Raw genomic sequence first — 19,592 nt, forward strand, 5'->3', positions numbered from 1 at the left:
TATGAGCATTTTGATTGTACTTCTATATGTGGGTATCGTGTGGATTGATCCCTATGGATTGCTGAAGCAGGGTTTGAAACGTGATTTTTATGTAACCTCTGCGTTATGTCTATTATCTTTCTCGATAGCAGTTGCCTTGGCCATGGATTGGCAGATTCCCAGCCCTTCACCGTGGATTGTACAATGGGTGGGGAAAATTTTCTAGAAAATAGAGGTTTGAACGGGGGTTAAAGTATGAATAAAGAGATTGTACCCGCAGGGAATTATATCAGTATGATCATCCTGTTTGTATTTGGAAGCTCACTAATTATGGGGGTAACAGGGAAGTCAGGCGGCAGCAGTTGGATTGCGCTACTTCTCGCCTTGGGGCTGGTTGTACCCTTTCTTATGATCTATGCTCGATTGAGTGTTCTTTTTCCGGGCAAAGATCTTTTTGACATTCTAGTCGCCGTGTTTGGGAAAATCGGAGGTAAAATACTTTCCTGTTTGTATATATGGTATGCATTGCATCTTGGATCGCTGGTTCTGCGAAATTTCGGGGAATTCTGTAGAACGGTTGCATTGACAGAAACACCCATGATTGTTCCTATGCTTTTTGTGGGTCTGCTCGGCATCTCGGCTGTTAAAGCAGGAATTGAAGTGATGGGGCGAACGGCTAGACTTCTACTCGTGTTCAGTATCTTCGTGATCATAATCGTTCAAATCTTAGCCCTCCCCTTGTTCAACTTTGATTTTTTGAGACCTGTATTAGACCCGGGCTGGGTACCTATCTTAAATGATACCTTTGGTGCTTTTACTTTTCCCTTTGCCGAAACGGTATTGTTTCTGGGTACATTTCGGGCTCTTCCTGAAAAGGGATCGGGCTATAAGATACTTCTAAGCGGCTTGTTGATCGCGGGCGCATTGATTACATTTATTTCTGTGCGAAACCTGCTGGTACTTGGCCCTAACGCACTAACAAGCCTTTACTTTCCATCCTATGTGGCTGTCAGCAGAATAAATGTGGGCGACTTTTTAACGAGAATTGAGGGGTCGTCTGCTATTGTTTTTTGTACCTCTCTATTTATTAAAGTCAGCATATGTTTATATGTAGCCAGCACAGGAATGTCTAAAGTTTTTAATTTAAAAAGTTACCGATCAGTTGTGCTTCAAATGGGGCTTATCATGGTCTATATGTCAGATTTTATATTTAAAGATATTTTTGAAATGCAGCATTTTGCCTTTGAAACCTATAGATATTATGCACTTCCGTTTCAGGTAATTATCCCGCTAATATTATGGATTGGGGCCGAGCTAGTCATTAGAAAAAAAGGGAATCGAAAGCAAAAATCATCTTAAGCCTTAGTAATATTTCCAAACGTTACATAGAATAGCTATAATAAAGGCATGGAAAACATCCGTATCTTGTTGTTTGAGGAGAGAATGGCCTATGAGCGTAAATCATATTCTTATGCCTTCATATTGGGGGAGAGAAGTCAGACATACACATATTACGCAAGGCTCCAAGGCGTTGGCTGTTGTTTTTCCCGGGAAAAACTATTCGGCGGAACGGCCACTGCTGGAGTATGCGGCTAAGGTAGCGAAGGAGTATAACTGCGACATTCTGTTACTGGAGTATGGTTATCAAAGTGCGAGGGTAGATCTGCAACGTGAACAAATGAATATTGTTGTTGATGAATGTAAAGCCGCTATTACCTCGCTACCTGTATACGAGAAGTTTTTGTTTATTAGCAAAAGTATGGGGACGGTCATTGCCGGAAGAATCGCTGAGGAGTTGGAAATACAGAAGAAGACATCACATTTGTATTTAACTCCGCTGCAAGAAACGATACCCTTTATTCAGCAAAGTGCAGGGAGTGTGATCTACGGCAGCATTGATCAGTTGTTTACGGAGCAGCATTCCTTTGAGATTAGCACTGTCAATAATATCAAAGTGTATAGAATAGATGATGCCAATCACTCTTTGGAAGTGGGTACTGTGAACGAATCTCTAGCGATACTTATTGTGATTATTAATTTATATCATGAATATTTCCGGGGTGCATTAAGGATCTAAGAGAATTCAGAGGAGGATGGGTATGGTCTTGGAAGTTGCGATGCTGCAGGTAAAATCAGGCTTAACAAACGAGTTCGAGCATAGTTTTAAAGAGGCATCTATTCTAATTTCTTCTATTGAAGGTTATTTGGGGCATGAGCTGCAAAAATGTCTAGAGGATGATCATAAGTATCTCCTCTTAGTAAAGTGGCGCAATTTGGAGGACCACACTGTAGGGTTCAGAGAATCCACTCAATATCAGGAATGGAAAGGCCTATTGCATCATTATTACAGCCCCTTTCCAGTAGTAGAACACTTTACCCGTATAAGTCTGGATTAAATAGGGGGATCCAAGTGAAGGTGGAGCTTATAGGAGAAGGAAGGACAGCAGAGATACTGCAGCACACCAATCAGACGATTGTGAAGCTATACCGGGAGAACATTCCAGAACAGAATATACTCCGTGAGTTCAAAATCAGTCAGTTCGTGTATACGCAGGGTATACGTAGCCCGAAGCCTTTTGAACTCATATCCATTGATGATCGAAAAGGTATTGTATTTGAACAGATTCAGGGCCCTTCGCTACTGAAGATGATTAGCAAGAATCCTTGGAGAGTCAGCCAATACGCCAAAATGATGGCAGAGCTGCACTATAGCCTGCATAAGCTTGACGCTACGGAAGAGATAGGGCATCAAAAGGAAATGTTAAGCAGATGTATTAAAGAGGCACCGATGCTTGATATAGGTGAAAAATCGGCTATTTTGTCCTATTTGGAGAACCTCCCGGAGAATCACAAGTTATGCCACGGAGACTTTCATCCGGATAACGTTCTTTTGGATCAAGAAGCATGGATTATTGATTGGATGACTGGATTAGCCGGAGATCCTAATGGTGACGCTGCACGGTCGGTGATTATGTTCAGTATAGGAGCTATACCTCAACAAGCCCCTCTACCAGTCAAATTAATGATAGGATTCATTAGGAAGAGATTAACGAAGGGATACATCCGCGAGTATCTCAGGTTATCAGGTCAATCCTATGCAGATATAGATCAATGGGTACTACCGGTAGCGGCAGCACGATTGGTAGAATGGCTTCCCCACACGGAAAAAGAGCAGCTTCTTACGGAAATTCGAAAACGTCTGAAGACGCTGTCGGTTAGAGAATGAACTAAGAAGAAGGAGAGGCGGTGACTTTTGACTACCTATATTGCGCTCTTGCGCGGCATTAATGTCGGCGGTAACAAGATTATCAAAATGCAGGATTTAAAGTTGCTGTTCCAGTCTCTCGAATTAGATAATGTCCGGACCTACATTCAGAGTGGCAATGTTATTTTTGAGAGCAACAATCATGAGATTGAGCTGCTTGGCGGGTTGATTGAGCTGCGGATCAAAGAGGTATACGGATTTCAGGTTTCCGTTATTCTTCGAACGCTGGAGGAACTGGAGCAGGTGATAGAGAACAACCCTTTTGATCTCTCCGAGCAAGAGGACTATAAAAGGCTTTATGTCTCGTTCTTAACCTCTGAACCCTCTTCTGAGGCGCTTGAAAAGCTGCAACCCTACGTGGAATGGCCGGATAAGTTAAGGTTTGTCGGCAAAGAAATGTACGTGTTCTATGAGGTCAGTGTAAGTCAGTCGGCGCTTTTTAAAGTTCCAATGGATAAACTGCTAGGCATGCCAGCTACAAGCCGCAATTGGAATACAGTGAATAAACTCGTTGCTCTAGGTAGAGCAGAAAAGCCATAATCGCACTTATAGCATGCAGAATAAGCAAGGCTAGGCCCCCTCTTGGGGGCTTTTTTGCGTTCAGGTGACGCTGGATTGTCCCCTAAAGGACGTTCAGCAAACATTCAGCCTATATTCATTGAGAGTTAAGGTAGGGATGCAATAATTTATCTACGGAAAGGTTGAACCGGATATAAGGGCGGCCCTAGTTATAAAGTTATATTAGATAAGGAGTGGAGATATGAAGTTTATCAAAAGAATGGGTTCGGATGTTGTTCTGTTAGGCATTCTGGTGCTTGCAGCTTTTCTGTACGGCTATGGAATCTGGAATGATCAATATGCGAATACATACTACACCACCGCAGTGGGGAGCATGCTGCAAAGCTTTCATAATTTCTTTTTTGTATCCCTGGATTCCGCCGGTTCGGTAACGGTTGACAAGCCACCAGTAACCTTCTGGATCCAGACGTTTAGTGCTCTGATTTTCGGATTGCATGGCTGGAGTGTAATTTTGCCGCAGGTCTTGGGTGGGGTTGGATCTGTACTACTGGTATATCTGCTGGTGAAGCCTACCTTCGGCAGGATGTCAGCACGATTAGCCGCCTTGGCAATGGCAACCACACCGGTGGCTGCTGCGGTCAGTCGTACGAACAACATTGATGCCATGCTCGTATTTACCCTCCTGCTGGCCGCGTGGTTCCTATTTAAGGGAACTAAGAGTAATAAAATAGGCAGCCTTTTGGCTGCGTTTGCGCTGATTGGGGTCGGCTTTAATGAGAAAATGCTGCAGGCCTATATGGTTCTGCCGGCCTTTTACCTCTTTTATATACTGGCAGCGAAGGTGAATTGGAAGAGGAAAACAGGTGTATTAGCCGCATCCACGGCTGTATTGCTCGCAGTATCTATATCTTGGGCGGTTATCGTGGATTCGATTCCTGCCAGCAAACGTCCTTATATCGGGAGCAGCGGAACCAACTCTGTACTGAATCTAGCCTTTGGATATAACGGAGTATCCCGTTTAACAGGGGATCAGGGAAGAGGCGGGAACGGAGGCGGAATGCCGGGGATAAATGGCAATGGAGAGATGCCGAATTTCAACGGGCAGATGCCTGGAATGGACGGAACAGGAGGTCAAGGAGCAGCTGCAGGACAGGGCGGAACTTTAGTTCCCGGCGGTCAGACAGGAGCTGCAGGTAACGGTACCGACGGAGGGCGCCCCCTACCTGGTGATAACGGAGGCGGATTCGGAAACCGCGGCGGTGCAGGTGCAGGTTCAGGTGGGGGAATGTTTAATACAGGAACAGCGAGTCCGCTGCGTCTATTCCAGTCGGAACTGTCGGGGCAGGCCAGTTGGCTGCTTCCATTTGTAGCCTTCGCCTGCATCGGACTGTTCGCAAGCTTGCGCCGTACTAACTTTACCCAAAAGCATAAAGAAGCATTGTTTTGGCTGGCATGGCTGGTGCCGATTATGGGGTTCTTCAGCATCGCGGGCTTCTTTCACCAATATTATCTGATCATGATGGCACCCCCGATTGCCGCACTGGCGGGTGCAGGCTGGACTGAGCTGTGGAGTCTGTACCGAGAACGTTCAGGTTGGCTATCTTGGCTATTGCCTGCTGCAACGCTGATAACAACAGCGGTTCAATGGTACATCATCCATCCGTATGACAGTACAATCGGGAGCGGCTGGTCCATCGGTATTCTGATCGGAGGAGCGTTGATTGCCCTGCTGCTGGCAGCTTTTAAGGGAAAAGAAAAACCATTTGCATATGCGGCAGGATTAGCCGGTTTATTGGTATTGCTGATTGGGCCGATGTATTGGGCACTGACACCAATTACTTATGGCCAGAACAGTATGTTACCGGCGGCGGGGCCCACGGGCGGAAATGAAATGGGTGGATTCCAACCCAATGCTCAGATGCTAAGCCAGATAGGGAATGCCGGAATGATGCCGGGCGGAACCAATATTGGAACAAGCAGCTTCCCGGGTGGTATGGGCAGAAGTGAAGGGGTCAACAAATCATTGCTAACCTATTTACAGAGTCACAACACCAGTGAAAAATACTTGTTCGCCGTTATGGACTATAATACAGCAGCTCCTTATATCGTGGACGAAGGTGCGAAAGTTGTGATTTTGAACGGATTCTCTGCGTCAGATACGGTATATACCGCAGACACGCTTAAGGCTCTAGTGGAAAGTGGAAAAGTGAAATACTTCCTTGTATCCAGCGGTGGGATGGGCGGCGGCCGCGGTGGGAATTCTGAGCTGACAACATGGATTACCGAGAATGGAACAGAGATTCCGGCAGCTGATTGGCAGGGAACAGGAACAACAGGAACAACAGGAACAACAGGAACAGCTAACAGCAGCGGCACTTTGTATGAGGTAACACTGAAATAAAATGAGATTTATCAACCTGAAGCGCGTCTCTTGAGCATACCTAACTCAGCGTGCTTCACCAATTTAAGGAGGAGCTGCTGGATGAGTACCAAAGTGCGCTATTCCATTATTATACCCATGTTTAATGAAGAGGCGGTCATACAAGAAACGTACCGTAGAATTAAGAAAGTAATGGGAATGACGGGCGAGGCTTACGAGCTTCTTTTCGTAAATGACGGCAGCACCGACAACTGCGCACAAATGATAGAGGAATACAGCTTTTGGGATGAGAGCGTCAGCCTAATCGACCTGTCCCGTAATTTCGGGCACCAGATTGCCATTACAGCCGGTATGGATTATGCATTGGGTGATGCGGTTGTCATTATTGACGCTGATTTACAGGACCCGCCTGAACTGATCCTCGACATGATTAAAGAATGGAAAAAAGGCTACGAAGTCGTCTATGCCAAACGCGTGAAGCGCAACGGAGAGTCCCTTTTCAAAAAATGGACAGCCAGCCTGTTTTATAGAGTGCTCCGGTATTCGACAGACATCTCCATACCGGTGGATACCGGCGATTTTCGACTTATTGACCGAAAGGTATGCGATCAATTAAAGCGTCTGCCGGAAAAAAATCGTTTTGTACGGGGACTCGTCAGTTGGGTGGGCTTCCGTCAGAAGGCTATTGAGTATGAGCGGGATGAACGTCTGGCGGGAGAAACCAAATATCCACTGAAGCGGATGATTAAGCTGTCACTGGATGGAATCACATCCTTTTCGTATAAACCGTTGAAGCTTGCCGGATATTTGGGGGCATTATTATCGGCCTCGGGTTTTCTGTACCTTGTGTATGTTATGTATTTGGTTATTTTCACGGAATCTGTAGTCAAGGGCTGGGCTTCAATGATCGGAATTACCCTTACCTTTAACGGCTTCGTACTAATTATGCTGGGCATTCTCGGTGAGTATGTCGGCCGAATTTATGATGAGACCAAGGGGCGTCCGCTCTACATTGTTCAGGAGGTTTATGGAGGGAAGCCGCAGACAGTACAAGATCAGCAGTGGGTAAGCGCTAATAAATAATGACCCTATTAACAGAAGCCTCAACCATTAAACCCAAACACGAGACCCAAGCCTCAACTTAAATATTATGCAAAAAAACAGGAAACCAAACTGTCCAAAAATGGAGGTGAATTACCTTACCATTTTTGACAGTTTTTTTTATATGCTAGCTAACAAACATCTACTCGTCCCCCACTTCTATAGCCACCCCTTTATTCGGATGGATTCCTCATGATGCATGAAAGGATGAGGTTACTTAGGCGGAATGAAGAGTAAAAGTAGCTTTGGATTCGTGGTATGAAGCAACTTAGGCGGAAACTAGGCTCGGGTCTGACCTGGTTAGTTGCACTTTATACATCTATTCGGGCCAAAATTGGACCTCGCAGAGCTTTAATTGTATTAAGTGCAACTAAAATCTCGCAAAAGAGGCATTATTGCCGAATAATGTAGATATAAGTGTAGAAAGTGCAACTATAGTGAGCGGTTCGGGTATGTTGGATGTTTTAGTTGTATAAAGTACACTTAAACGCTGAAACGTAGCTCCCAACACTCTCCAATGTCTTCATGTGACGAAAAAATCCGGAAAATAGACTTTAAATGTCCATCTTCCGGATCGTGAGGATATTAGGATTTCAAAACATCATGATCGACGTATCGTGCGCCGTTCAATTCGCTAATTACATTAATAGCAACCTTCGCTCCGTCACCTGCAGTAATGATCGCATGGACGCTAACTCCAGCAACGGTTCCCGCGGCCCAAATGCCTGAAATATTTGTTTTGCCTTCGGCGTTAACAGCTATTACCGTTTTAATTCTCGGCTCTGTGCCATCCTTTGTTTCTATGCCAGCTTTAGCAGCCAGATCCGTTAGAACGCCAGTGGCCAGAATGACATGTTTCGCTTCATAGGTTATTCCACTTTCACTTTCAATCATAAAGCTGGCTCCGCTTGGTACAAGATTAACGGCCTGTTCTGCAACAAGCTCTGCACCAAACTTTACAGCTTGCTTATGTCCGGTTTCGACCAGGTCGGGGCCCCCGATTTCAGCAATACCGTAGTAGTTCTCGTACCATCCTCTGCGGGTCATTCCCTTGTCATTGTCGATAAGCAGCGTCTTCTTACCTGCCTTTGCGGCGAACAGGGCTGCGCTTGCACCAGCAGGTCCCGCTCCAATTACGGCGATTTCGTACATGTCCCAACCTCCTAAAAGTTTTGTGGAGCATTACTTCTTACGAACTAACGTCATAACAAAACTACTCCGAAAGCATACACTGAGTTTTGTGGAGCATTACTTCTTACGAACTAACGTCATAACAAAACTACTCCGAAAGCATACACTGAGTTTTGTGGAGCATTCTCACTTACTATTATAACGTTAATTACAGCCCCGTAGCTAATCCTTCAGACAAGGAAGGGTGATGGTGAAGGATGTACCTGCCCCGGGTTCGCTGCTTACCTTTATCTCTCCGCCGTGAGCCTCAACGATAGATTTTGTGATGGATAATCCTAGGCCCGATCCTCCGTATTTGCGTGTGCGCGATGAATCGCTGCGGTAAAATCTGTCAAATATATGCGGAAGATGCTCGGCTGAGATACCGGAACCGTTGTCTCGTATGGTTACCTCGACATGAGCATTCCTGTAATGCATAGCCATATCAATAGTACCCTTCTCGGGGTCCGTATGCTGAACCGCATTGTGAAAAAGATTAAGGATAACCTGCTTTATCTTATCGGGATCGTATCTACCGCGTATACCGTAAGAAATATCGAAGGTAACCTCTCGATTTCCGGCCAGCACCAGGAGATGTGGCTGCATCTCAGAAATGACTTCTCCAAGCAGCAGATCCATAACTTGCAGCTGTGGAGCTCCGTCCATGCGGGCCAGCAACAGTAGATCCTCCACCAGCTTGTTAATCCGTTTCGATTCACCATGCATGCTGTGCAGCGAGTTGTATAGTTGTTCTTTGTTATCAGCGGCTCCCCGGAGTAGGACCTCCAAGAAACCATGAATGGAGGTAAGAGGAGTTCTCAGCTCATGGGAGGCATCGGCGGCAAAACGACGCATTTGCTCTTTAGCCTCCCTTTCATTGTGGAAGGATATCTCCAGACGTTCCAACATACTATTAAAAGAGAGAGCCAGTTTGTCAATTTCATTCTGTCCCTGTTCAACCGGAAATCGTACATCCAGGTTGCCTGCATCAATGATATGAGCAGTTTCCCCCATATTGGATAAAGGAATTAGTGTTTTTCTCAGCGCAGGCAGATACATAAAGAGGCCGGCCAGTAAAGCAACCAATGACAAAGCTGCAAAAATAAGCAGTTGCTGCATGATTACATCACTTAAAGGACCTGTATCCATACTCATTTGCAGTAGCAGCTTGGCATCACCCGGTCGACCCAGACTCATGAATACGGCCAAATGCTCACTGCCGTCTTCGGCAGTTATGAGTTTGTAATTGCCGGTTGCCCGTTCTGTTATATGTAGCAGCAGATCCTTGTATTCAGCATCGGAAAGCCTGGGTGCAGTCGAATCAGACAATGTTTCTTGCTGGAAATCCCTGAAGGTACCGTCTGAACTGTAGATAGCAATTGTCGTATGGGCGTCCAGTAGGAGAGGGCGTCTATTGCCATCAGAACGCAAACCACCAGACGGGAGCTTAGGACCGACGTTTTTACCATTCGGAGATGTAATTTCTTCCCCTGCAAAGCCCCCATTTAGTAAGCCGTCACTTGTGTAATTAAGAAAGTTGAAAAACAATTCACGGGGTACAGAACGTATTTGAGTTTCCATAGACTCGGCTCTGTTGCTATAGATGAAATCCCTCATCAGGAAATATTGCAGCACCCCGATGAGCAGCAGCAATCCTGACAGAATTAAGATCGAGATGGCAAGGAGCTGCTTCCTCAGGGAGCGGGGGGCTGCGAGACGGTGAATAAGGCGGGAGATACGGGAAATCATATGAGATCCACCCGATAACCAGAGCCTCGAAGAGTACGGATGGTTCGGTGTTCTTTATCTCCGAGTTTCTCGCGGAGGGAGCGGATGTACACTTCGACGATATTCTCCTCTCCGCCAAAATCATAACCCCATACCTTGTCTAATATCATGGCTTTACTAAGAACCAGGCCGTGATTAATGATAAGGTACTGAAGCAGTTCATACTCTGTAGGTGAAAGTTCCAAAATCTCATCTTTGTGGCGGATTTCCTTTCGGCGTCCGTCTATTCTGAATGGGCCGCAGCGAACCTCGCCGAGCAGACCAGGGAAATGATTGCGTAGCCTTGCCTGAATCCGGGCCAGAAGCTCGTCAAAGCTAAAAGGTTTGACCATATAATCATCCGCACCGATAGACAAGCCTTTGACACGGTCATCAACCTCATCTTTGGCGGTAAGCATGATAACAGCAATTTCACTTTCCTCGGCTTGGAGGTAACGGCATACTTCAAAGCCGTCCATACCTGGCATCATAACATCAAGAATCGCTACATGCGGTTTGAAGTCGGCGGCTATTGCTATAGCTGATAAACCATCGGAAGCAGTCTGTACTTCAAATCCCTCGTTGACCAGTCCGATTTCCAAGAACTGCAAGATATGAGGCTCGTCGTCCACCAATAAAAGTCGTACACCTTGAGCGGCTTTCAATCCAGGTCCCTCCATTGTAAAAGTAGTTAGCAACATTATGACATAACGGGTTGAACGTTTGCTGAAGATTGCCCAAATCTTTTGTTATTTGATTAAAAAACATCGTTCACGGTTAATCATATTGGTTAATCATAATATAAGAAGTTAAGTGTATTAATAAGGACTATAATAGAAATAGAGGTGTTTTTTGGATATGATAAAGGGTTTTGACGGCGGCTAGCGAACACATTACAATAAGGATAACATCAGGGTTTGGAGAGCCCCCTCCAGTCTGATAATTCCTTTTCTGTGTGGTTTTCCCCGTTCTTTAATCTTACCAAGCTCCTAATTAAGCACATTTCTTTAATTTTCACCTCTATTTGCATTCACTCAACTAATTTTCGCCGCTTTACTATTTAAAGGTCAAGGAGGCTCTTCCATGAAGAAAAAAGAGATGGTGGCCATGTTATTAGCGGGAGGCCAAGGCAAAAGGTTGAAGTCACTGACGAAGTCACTGGCTAAGCCGGCCGTTTATTTTGGAGGCACCTACCGAATTATTGATTTCCCCTTAAGCAACTGTACGAATTCGGGAATTGACACGGTTGGCGTATTAACCCAGTATGAACCCCTTGTACTTCACTCTTATATTGGAGTAGGAAACGACTGGGACTTAAATCGGAAGAATGGCGGGGTATTCGTATTGCCGCCGCATGAACGGGAGAATGGGAGCAGTTGGTACCGCGGGACTGCGGATGCAATTTATCGTAATCTGAAATTTGTCGATCAATTTGATCCTGAGCATGTGCTTATACTCTCAGGCGATCATATTTACAAAATGGACTATAACGCAATGCTTCAATACCATAAGGAAAGAAATGCAGACTGCACGATCTCTGTCATCGATGTTCCTCTGGAGGAAGCTAGTCGTTTTGGCATATTGAATACGGATGAAGATCTCAAAATCTATGAATTTGATGAGAAGCCTTCTAAGCCGAAGAGTACTTTGGCCTCAATGGGCGTTTATATTTTTAAATGGGATGTATTAAGGAAATACCTGTTGGAGGATGGGGAGAATGCCCTGTCATCCCATGATTTTGGTAAAGATATTATTCCTATGATGGTGGAAAATAACAATTCCCTCTTCGCTTATCCATTTGAAGGATATTGGAGAGATGTGGGTACAGTGAACAGCTTATGGGAGGCGAATATGGATTTGCTCTGTGACAATCCGCCGCTTAACCTGAACGATCCGAACTGGCGTATTTACACACGAAATCCAAACCAACCGGCTCAATACGTAGCTCCGGGTGCAAAGGTTTCCAGTTGCATTGTTAATGAAGGCTGCATTGTTCACGGCGAGGTTAACCATTCGGTCCTCTTTTATGGAGTTGAGGTGGGTGAAGGTAGTGTTATTACGGACTCGGTCATCATGCCTAAAGTTAAGATTGGAAAAAACGTACGGATTCACAAAGCCATCATCAGCGAAAATATAGTAATCGAGGATAATATGGATATTGGCATTGAGCGGGAGAATGAAGATGATATCCTGCTTATTGACAAGAAAAGCAAAAAGAAAAAACCAATCGCAGCCAAAACCATATAATCGATTAGAGGATGGTGGATTCCGATGAAGCAACTTATGGGTGTTATCAATTTGGACCATGAATTGGATAATTTAAATGAACTAACCTACTTCCGCTCCGGTGCGGCCGTGCCTTTTGCGAGTCGTTATCGGTTGATTGACTTTGTTCTTTCCAACATGATGCGTGCCGATCTGGAGAGCGTTGGGCTGTTTGTCCGCCGTAAATACCGCTCATTGATGGATCACTTGGGTGACGGTAAATCGTGGGATATGAACCGCAAGCATGGCGGGCTGTTTATTTTGCCTCCGGACTGGAATGATCCAACGGATACTTCTTTAGGTGATTTACAGCATTTCCATAATAACCTGGACTTTTTCAAACGCGCATCTGCCAAATATGTAGTCTTCTCCGGCACGCAGCATATCACGACAATGGATATCGAAGATATGTATAAATACCATTTGGAAAAAGGCGCCGATGTTACTGTGGTCTACAAAAAAGTGGATCAGCTTCAGCCTGAACATGATCTTTGCCAGCGTGTTGAGGTAGATGAACATAATAATGTAATAGGTATCCATCATGAGAAGGATCATCATAACCTGTATCTGGATATGTTTATTATGGAGAAAGCACTTTTTCTAGAGAAGGTTAAATACAGCATTGCCCACGGAGAAAGCTACTTTTTCCGGGATGTGATCCAAAAAAATCGGCATAATCTAAAAATTGCCGGCTACGAGTACAAAGGCTATCATGCGGTTATTAACTCTCTGGAGAGCTACTATAAGAATAGTCTTGAGCTTTTGGAGCCGGACAATTATTTCAGCCTTTTTAAAGAAAATCCGGTGCAGACCAAAATTAAATACGAAGCGCCAACTCGTTACCTAGAAAGCGCAGATGTCAGTAATTCGCTTATTGCGAACGGCTGTATCATCGCGGGGAAAGTTGAGAACAGCGTGATTTTCCGTGGAGTGCAGGTGCGAAAGGGAGCGAGAATCACGAACTCTGTCATCATGCAAAAATGTGTAATTGATGAGAATGCTGTAATTGAAAATGTTATTATGGATAAAGACGTTCATCTCAGCAAAGATCGGATACTTGTTGGAGATCATAGACGGCCATTCGTCATCGCCAAAAGCAGTAAAATATAAACCGCTAATTGCCGCTGCCGTTTAGTTAAAAGCTTCTGTGAGGAGGAACCTGCTATTGTTTAACGATAAAGAAACTTTCAAACAAGTATTCCGCGAGAAACTCATCGGAAATCTGGGCAAACCGCTCGAAGAAGCTTCCAATGCCGATATTTACAATATTTTGGGCAACATGATCCGCGAGAATGCCGGCAAAAATTGGGTGGAAACCAATCAAAGATTCAAGGCCGATAAGGGGAAGCAGGTTTACTATTTTTCAATGGAGTTTCTGATCGGCAGGCTTCTCGGTAACAACCTGCTGAATATGGGCGTGCTGGAGGTAGTGCGCGAAGGTTTGGCAGACCTTGGCTTTTGTCTTAAGGATATTGAGGAAGAAGAGGCTGATGCAGGCCTTGGGAACGGTGGTCTTGGCCGTCTGGCAGCCTGTTTCCTGGATTCACTGGCTTCACTCCAATATGCAGGGCATGGCACCGGAATACGTTACAAATATGGTTTGTTTGAGCAGAAAATCGTAGACGGGTACCAGGTTGAACTACCCGATTACTGGTTGCAGAAGGACAACGTATGGGAAGTACGTCGTGAAGACAAGCAGGTGGAAGTGAAGTTTTGGGGACATGTCGACAGCTATGAGAAGGATGGCCAATTAGTTTTTGAACATAAGGACTATGAGGCTGTCCGCGCAGTACCTTACGATGTACCTGTTATTGGTGCGGATCGGAGGCATGTGAATACTCTTCGTAACTGGAGCGCTGAGTCTATTACCCAGCCGGGCAGGATGTTTGGTACCCGGGGTGGTGCTGACTACCATAAGTTCCTAGAGTATAAACGATCTGTGGAGTCGATCTCCGAGTTCCTATACCCGGATGATTCCCAGTACGAGGGTAAACTTCTCCGCCTGAAGCAGCAGTATTTCCTCTGCAGCGCAGGTCTGCAAAGTATACTCCGTACCTTTGATAAGCTGGGGCTTCCTTATGACACGCTTCCTGATAAGGTTGGGCTACACATTAATGATACTCATCCTACACTGGTTATTCCGGAGCTTATGCGGATTCTGATGGATCTGAAAGGCGTGAGCTGGGATGAAGCATGGGATATAACGACACGTATGGTTTCGTATACGAACCACACCATTCTAAGTGAAGCGTTAGAGAAATGGCCTGTTAATATGGTCAAGGAGCTTTTACCGCGTATTCACCTGATTATTGAAGAGATCAATGCACGCTTCTGCCGTGAACTGATGGACCGTTATCCCGGGGATCAGGACCGTATTTCACAAATGGCAATTATCTATGGGGATCAGGTCAGAATGGCCCATTTGGCTATTGTAGGCAGCTTTAGTGTGAATGGCGTGGCCGCCCTTCATACCGAAATCTTGCAAAAACGCGAGATGAAGCTGTTCAATGAGTTGTACCCGCATCGGTTCAATAACAAAACGAACGGGATTACCCATCGCCGCTGGCTGTTGCATGCGAATCCTCCGCTTACCAACTTGATCAATGAAGCTATTGGTACACGCTGGATTACGCATCCGCAGGAAATGATCGGCCTTATTAAATACTGTGAGGATTCCTCTTTCCAAGAAAAAGTCGCAGGGATTAAAAGACAAAACAAACTGCGGTTGGCAGAATTTATTAGCACCAAACACGGGGGGAAGGTTGACCCGGATTCGATCTTTGATGTGCATGTAAAAAGGCTCCACGGGTACAAACGTCAGCTGCTTAATGTTCTTCATATTATGCATCTTTATAATCAAATCAAAGCAAATCCTTCTATGGATATGGTACCGCGTACGTTCATTTTCGGAGCAAAAGCAGCACCTAGTTATCACTTGGCGAAACGCACGATCAAACTGATCAACACCGTTGCTGATGTAGTTAATAATGATCCGGACGTTAAAGGTAAAGTTCGTATATTCTTTCTGGAGAATTATTCCGTTTCGTTGGCTGAGAAAATCATTCCGGCAGCAGATGTCAGTGAACAAATCTCAACCGCCAGCAAGGAAGCTTCCGGTACAGGGAATATGAAGTTTATGATGAACGGTGCTCTTACCATTGGGACTATGGATGGTGCTAACGTGGAAATGCACGAAATGGTCGGTGATGATAATATGTTTCTGTTTGGCCTTCGTGCCGAGCAGGTACTTGATTATTATCAATACGGTGGATATTACGCCCGCGATATTTATAATGAGGACAGTCGCTTGAAGGAAGTATTGGATCAGCTCGTTTCGCCAGGGCCTATTTGCTGCCATACTCAAGAGTTCGATCAAATTTTCCATTCGCTGCTGGATAACAATGATGAGTACTTTGTGTTGAAGGATTTTGCAAGCTATGTCGAAACACATGTCGAAATTGATCGTGATTATCGGAATCAGAAGGAATGGCTGAAGAAGTCGATTATTAATATAGGTCACTCCGGTAAATTCTCCAGTGATAATACGATTAGTCGATATGCTTCAGAAATTTGGAATATCAGCCCGGTTCGGTTCTAATCTAATCCATTACAAAATGGTAACTGGGGCGCTACGCGAACGGAACGTTGCGTAAGTAGCTTGTTGTCTTCAGATGTATTTGAATTACACTTAGCAGTGTACATCCGAAGACAAAGGCGACCGCTAACGCTTTTACGCAATCATTCCGTCCTCTCCGCTGGTTTCAGCGGAACCATTCAACAATTTCTCCAAAACCAGCCCAAAGAACCCACTACGGATTAAAAATGAAAACGAGCCACTCTCCAATAACCCGGAGACTGGCTCGTTTTTTAGCTTTTAAGGATTTGAATTAGTGCAAATAAATCTGGGGACAACAGCGGGCGGATGTCTAAACATTCACTGCAGTTACGCCAATCACCAAGCAGCTTTTAGCTAAATAACCTCCGTAATAATGGCTGCAAAACGCTCCAGGAAGCGGCGCTCCTCATCATCGAAACGGTGCTTAATCGGACTGTCGATATCCAGTACACCCAAGAGGCGATCATCCTTGATCAAAGGAACGACAATCTCACTGTTGGAGGCGGCATCACAAGCAATATGTCCTGGGAATGCATGAACATCTCCTACCACAAGCGTGCGCCGTTCAGAAGCGGCTGTTCCACACACACCGCGGTTCAGCGGTATACGAATACAGGCAGGGAGTCCTTGAAACGGTCCAAGCACGAGCTCGTTTCCATCATATAAATAGAAGCCGGCCCAATTCGTGTCCGGTAAAGAGTATTTAAGAAGGGCTGAAGCATTAGCCAGATTGGCTATAGAATTGGGTTCATCTTGAATAAGTGCCACCAGCTGGGTTAGAACAGATTCAAACCGCTCGCTGCGTGTACTATCATAAGGCATAGCCTGAAACATGAAGCATCACCTTTCTGTAAGTTGACTCAGTAACTTAACTGTAATTTACAACATAATACAGCTTACAAGCTACGTCAAGGGTTAACAGAGTTAATATAAGTTAGTTACCGATAGATGCGGGGTTTTGAACTTGAGTATATGTTTCCAGGCCAGTGACGAAGGGTAATGATGATTAAGATACTGAAGGCTCTTGGCCAGAAGGAGTGAGACATGCGCGCCGATATACAGAATTTGTTTATGGGAATTCACATGCTTTATTTTGCCCATGAGAAAGACCTGACGGTAACGGATATGCAGCCTGAATTAGAGGACCTGGGATACCGTGTAGCAGAGCGGGAAGTGAAGCAGGAGCTGGAGCGGCTGACACAAGGCAATTTCTTAACTGCACACGATGATGCTTACAGTATTACCCGTACTGGTATTGAGGAGTTTAAGGATATACAGGCGAAACTTCAGGTACTCAGCACCGGCGTACTTAAGCCCTTGAAAGCTGCCGGAGCAACGAAGTAATAGGCTTCCTAAAATAACAGCGTTTGTAGTGGGTAGTGATTCTACTGCCCGGTACAAGCGCTGTTTTTAATGTATAATGGATGGGTTATGAAAGGGGGCGGATTGATTTGGGCGATGGGCATGTACCTGTATTGACTGGACAGAGATTGTTGCTTAGGGCTATATCTGTGGATGATGCGGAAGCGTTATTTCACTGTTGGTCTAATCCTGAGGTTTCCTATTGGCTGGGGGCGCCCATGCTGTCATCGGTTTCCGAGACTCGGGAACTGATAGTCAGGTTATTGCAAATGGCTCAGGAGAATGACAGCCTCCGCTTTAGTATCGTCTTGCCTGAGGGTACCGTAATCGGGAGCTGCGCTTATAATAACTGGCAGCTTGAGGGTGCTTATCGAGGGGAGCTGGGCTGTGAATTACTACCTGAGTTTTGGGGTTGCGGGTATATGAGAGAGGCGCTGAGGCTCCTACTGAAGTTTGGTTTTGAAAGTATGGGGCTTAATCGGATAGAAGTAATATGTCGTCCGGATAATGCACGTGCGGTAAGGCTTTTTACCGCGCTTGGATTTAGGCAGGAGGGGATACTTCGCCAATATCGTCATACGGAAGCGGGCTTTCAGGATGTGGCCATGTATTCGCTGCTGAACACGGACGGATGGCAGAATTGGATGTTATGAGAGAGGATTTGGAATCTTGACGTCACCGGGAGAAAAAGAACGTAAGCTTATCTTAACTGGGGTATTGTTGGCTACTTTTCTAGCCGCGATTGAAGGAACGGTTACGGGTCCCGCAGGACCTGCGATTGTAGGCGATTTTCAGGGAGTGCAGTGGCTAAGCTGGATTTTTACGGCCTATTTGCTGGCCATGGCCATTACAACGCCTATATTCGGAAAAATCAGTGATCTCTTCGGTCGCAAACCTGTGTTTATCGGCGGTACAATTGTTTTTTTATTGGGATCCTTGCTGTGTGGGATATCACAGAGTATGGAACAACTGATTATTTTTCGTGTGCTTCAGGGGCTTGGCGCCGGCGCGCTTATTCCTATGACCTTTACCATTATCGGAGATATTTATAGTATCCAAGAGAGGGCTAAAACCCAGGGAATGTTAAGCTCCGTCTGGGGGATTTCTTCACTCGTAGGCCCGCTTCTGGGTGGTTATGTGGTGGATTATTTAAGCTGGCGCTGGGTATTTGTGTTCAATTTACCGTTTGGTCTTCTATCCATTCTATTTATATCCCGCTATTTGAAGGAAAATAAAGTCCGCCGCAAGACAAAAATTGATGTAGCCGGTGCATTGTTGTTTGCTTCAGGTATGGGAGCACTGCTCTTTGGGTTAACCACCGGGGGACAAAGTCTTGCCTGGTCATCTCCGCTGTTAGTAATGATATTGTCAGCGTCTGTACTTCTCCTGGTAGTGTTTCTAAGAGTAGAACTCAGGGCCTCTGAGCCCATGTTGCCGCTGGGACTGTTTTCAATTCGTAATATTGCGGTTTCTACGGCGGCCAACCTGCTCGTTAGCACATTAATTATCGGGCTCTCGACATACGTGCCTCTATGGGTCCAGGGTGTTTCAGGTAAAAGTGCGGCACTCTCCGGGCTCCTTCTAGCTCCCATGTCTGTGGGCTGGATGTTCGGTTCGATTGCCGGTGGACGCATGATTCTGCGATCCGGGTCCCGAAGAACAGCTATGCTCGGTTTGGCTATGATCTCAATCGGCGCTGTGGGTCTGACTTTTATGTCGGAAGGCTCCTCACAGATTTTCTTGCTGTGTCTTATGTTTATTTGCGGTATAGGTTTTGGATATGTTTCCACCGTCTTTACCATTATTGCTCAATCCTCAGTCGGGCATGAACTACGGGGGTCGTCAACAGCATTAAATACATTCACTAGGTCTTTGGGACAGACAATGGGGGTCGCTATATTTGGTTCATGGCTGAATTTCAACATAAATAGGCTGCTGAAGAATCAGCCTGGATCCCAAGTGACTGGTGAAGATATCAACAAGCTCCTGAACCCGCAGGAAGGTAGCAGTCTGCCGACGGCTGTTGGAAGAAGCCTGCATTACGCTTTGGAGGGTGGGCTTCATTTGTTGTTTATCGTTATGGCCGTTATTGCACTGCTCTCTTTGCTGATTTCCTGGGGACTGCGCAGTACGGTACCTTCCATACAGGATATTTCAAGGTAGGTTCT

18 protein-coding genes are annotated in these 19,592 nt (G+C 45.5%); 14 read left to right on the plus strand and 4 right to left on the minus strand.

Annotated elements, in window-relative coordinates; translation table 11 throughout:
* Position 1: 1 nt before the first annotated feature.
* The 8 genes from J2T20_RS17185 to J2T20_RS17220 all read left to right on the plus strand — a co-directional run bounded on the left by J2T20_RS17185 (position 2) and on the right by J2T20_RS17220 (position 7,226).
* Complete coding sequence (locus tag J2T20_RS17185) at positions 2-205, plus strand: hypothetical protein (protein ID WP_307590420.1); 204 nt, start codon at positions 2-4, stop codon at positions 203-205.
* Between the two features lie 29 nt (positions 206-234).
* Positions 235-1,338 (plus strand): GerAB/ArcD/ProY family transporter, encoded by a 1,104-nt coding sequence (locus J2T20_RS17190; protein WP_307590422.1) that lies wholly within the window; start codon positions 235-237, stop codon positions 1,336-1,338.
* Between the two features lie 91 nt (positions 1,339-1,429).
* Positions 1,430-2,056, plus strand: coding sequence for a hypothetical protein (locus J2T20_RS17195; RefSeq protein ID WP_307590424.1), 627 nt, complete (start codon positions 1,430-1,432; stop codon positions 2,054-2,056).
* Between the two features lie 22 nt (positions 2,057-2,078).
* A complete protein-coding gene (locus J2T20_RS17200; protein WP_307590425.1) occupies positions 2,079-2,375 on the plus strand; it encodes an antibiotic biosynthesis monooxygenase family protein in 297 nt (98 codons plus the stop codon).
* Positions 2,376-2,389: 14 nt separating this feature from the next.
* Positions 2,390-3,205: a phosphotransferase family protein gene (locus J2T20_RS17205; RefSeq protein ID WP_307590427.1), complete on the plus strand. Its 816-nt coding sequence runs from the start codon at positions 2,390-2,392 to the stop codon at positions 3,203-3,205.
* A 27-nt stretch (positions 3,206-3,232) separates the two neighbouring features.
* On the plus strand, positions 3,233-3,784 hold the full coding sequence (locus J2T20_RS17210; protein ID WP_307590428.1) for a DUF1697 domain-containing protein: 552 nt from the start codon (positions 3,233-3,235) through the stop codon (positions 3,782-3,784).
* Positions 3,785-4,004: 220 nt separating this feature from the next.
* Positions 4,005-6,164: a glycosyltransferase family 39 protein gene (locus tag J2T20_RS17215; RefSeq protein ID WP_307590430.1), complete on the plus strand. Its 2,160-nt coding sequence runs from the start codon at positions 4,005-4,007 to the stop codon at positions 6,162-6,164.
* A gap of 81 nt (positions 6,165-6,245) precedes the next feature.
* On the plus strand, positions 6,246-7,226 hold the full coding sequence (locus tag J2T20_RS17220; protein WP_307590432.1) for a glycosyltransferase family 2 protein: 981 nt from the start codon (positions 6,246-6,248) through the stop codon (positions 7,224-7,226).
* 603 nt (positions 7,227-7,829) lie between these two features.
* Here the strand turns inward: J2T20_RS17220 and J2T20_RS17225 are convergent.
* The 3 genes from J2T20_RS17225 to J2T20_RS17235 form a co-directional block, all read right to left on the minus strand.
* Positions 7,830-8,396, minus strand: a complete 567-nt coding sequence (locus J2T20_RS17225; RefSeq protein WP_307590434.1) for an FAD-dependent oxidoreductase — start codon at positions 8,394-8,396, stop codon at positions 7,830-7,832.
* A gap of 201 nt (positions 8,397-8,597) precedes the next feature.
* Positions 8,598-10,163 carry a sensor histidine kinase gene (locus J2T20_RS17230; protein ID WP_307590436.1) on the minus strand — a complete coding sequence of 522 codons (1,566 nt, stop codon included), beginning with the start codon at positions 10,161-10,163 and terminating at the stop codon, positions 8,598-8,600.
* Positions 10,160-10,846, minus strand: coding sequence for a response regulator transcription factor (locus J2T20_RS17235; RefSeq protein ID WP_307590438.1), 687 nt, complete (start codon positions 10,844-10,846; stop codon positions 10,160-10,162). The genes J2T20_RS17230 and J2T20_RS17235 overlap by 4 nt, the downstream gene beginning before the upstream one ends.
* A 418-nt stretch (positions 10,847-11,264) precedes the next feature.
* Here J2T20_RS17235 and J2T20_RS17240 point away from each other — a divergent pair, with 418 nt between their 5' ends.
* From J2T20_RS17240 to J2T20_RS17250, 3 genes are read left to right on the plus strand one after another with little or no spacing between them, the layout of a single operon-like run.
* Entirely contained in the window at positions 11,265-12,428 is a 1,164-nt protein-coding gene (locus J2T20_RS17240; RefSeq protein WP_307590440.1) for a glucose-1-phosphate adenylyltransferase, read from the plus strand.
* A gap of 24 nt (positions 12,429-12,452) precedes the next feature.
* Positions 12,453-13,556, plus strand: a complete 1,104-nt coding sequence (gene glgD / locus J2T20_RS17245) for a glucose-1-phosphate adenylyltransferase subunit GlgD (RefSeq protein WP_307590442.1) — start codon at positions 12,453-12,455, stop codon at positions 13,554-13,556.
* 55 nt (positions 13,557-13,611) lie between these two features.
* Positions 13,612-16,044 carry a glycogen/starch/alpha-glucan phosphorylase gene (locus tag J2T20_RS17250; RefSeq protein ID WP_307590443.1) on the plus strand — a complete coding sequence of 811 codons (2,433 nt, stop codon included), beginning with the start codon at positions 13,612-13,614 and terminating at the stop codon, positions 16,042-16,044.
* 372 nt (positions 16,045-16,416) lie between these two features.
* Here the strand turns inward: J2T20_RS17250 and J2T20_RS17255 are convergent, their stop codons facing one another.
* Entirely contained in the window at positions 16,417-16,896 is a 480-nt protein-coding gene (locus tag J2T20_RS17255) for a GAF domain-containing protein (RefSeq protein ID WP_307590445.1), read from the minus strand.
* 210 nt (positions 16,897-17,106) lie between these two features.
* Between J2T20_RS17255 and J2T20_RS17260 the strand changes: the two genes are divergently transcribed.
* From J2T20_RS17260 to J2T20_RS17270, 3 genes are all read left to right on the plus strand, one after another.
* Positions 17,107-17,406 carry a hypothetical protein gene (locus J2T20_RS17260; RefSeq protein ID WP_307590447.1) on the plus strand — a complete coding sequence of 100 codons (300 nt, stop codon included), beginning with the start codon at positions 17,107-17,109 and terminating at the stop codon, positions 17,404-17,406.
* A 107-nt stretch (positions 17,407-17,513) separates the two neighbouring features.
* Entirely contained in the window at positions 17,514-18,077 is a 564-nt protein-coding gene (locus tag J2T20_RS17265; protein WP_307590449.1) for a GNAT family N-acetyltransferase, read from the plus strand.
* Between the two features lie 16 nt (positions 18,078-18,093).
* Positions 18,094-19,587 (plus strand): MDR family MFS transporter, encoded by a 1,494-nt coding sequence (locus tag J2T20_RS17270; RefSeq protein ID WP_307590451.1) that lies wholly within the window; start codon positions 18,094-18,096, stop codon positions 19,585-19,587.
* The last annotated feature ends 5 nt before the right edge of the window (positions 19,588-19,592 follow it).

The organism is Paenibacillus wynnii (assembly GCF_030812855.1).
GTDB lineage: Bacteria > Bacillota > Bacilli > Paenibacillales > Paenibacillaceae > Paenibacillus_AQ > Paenibacillus_AQ wynnii_A.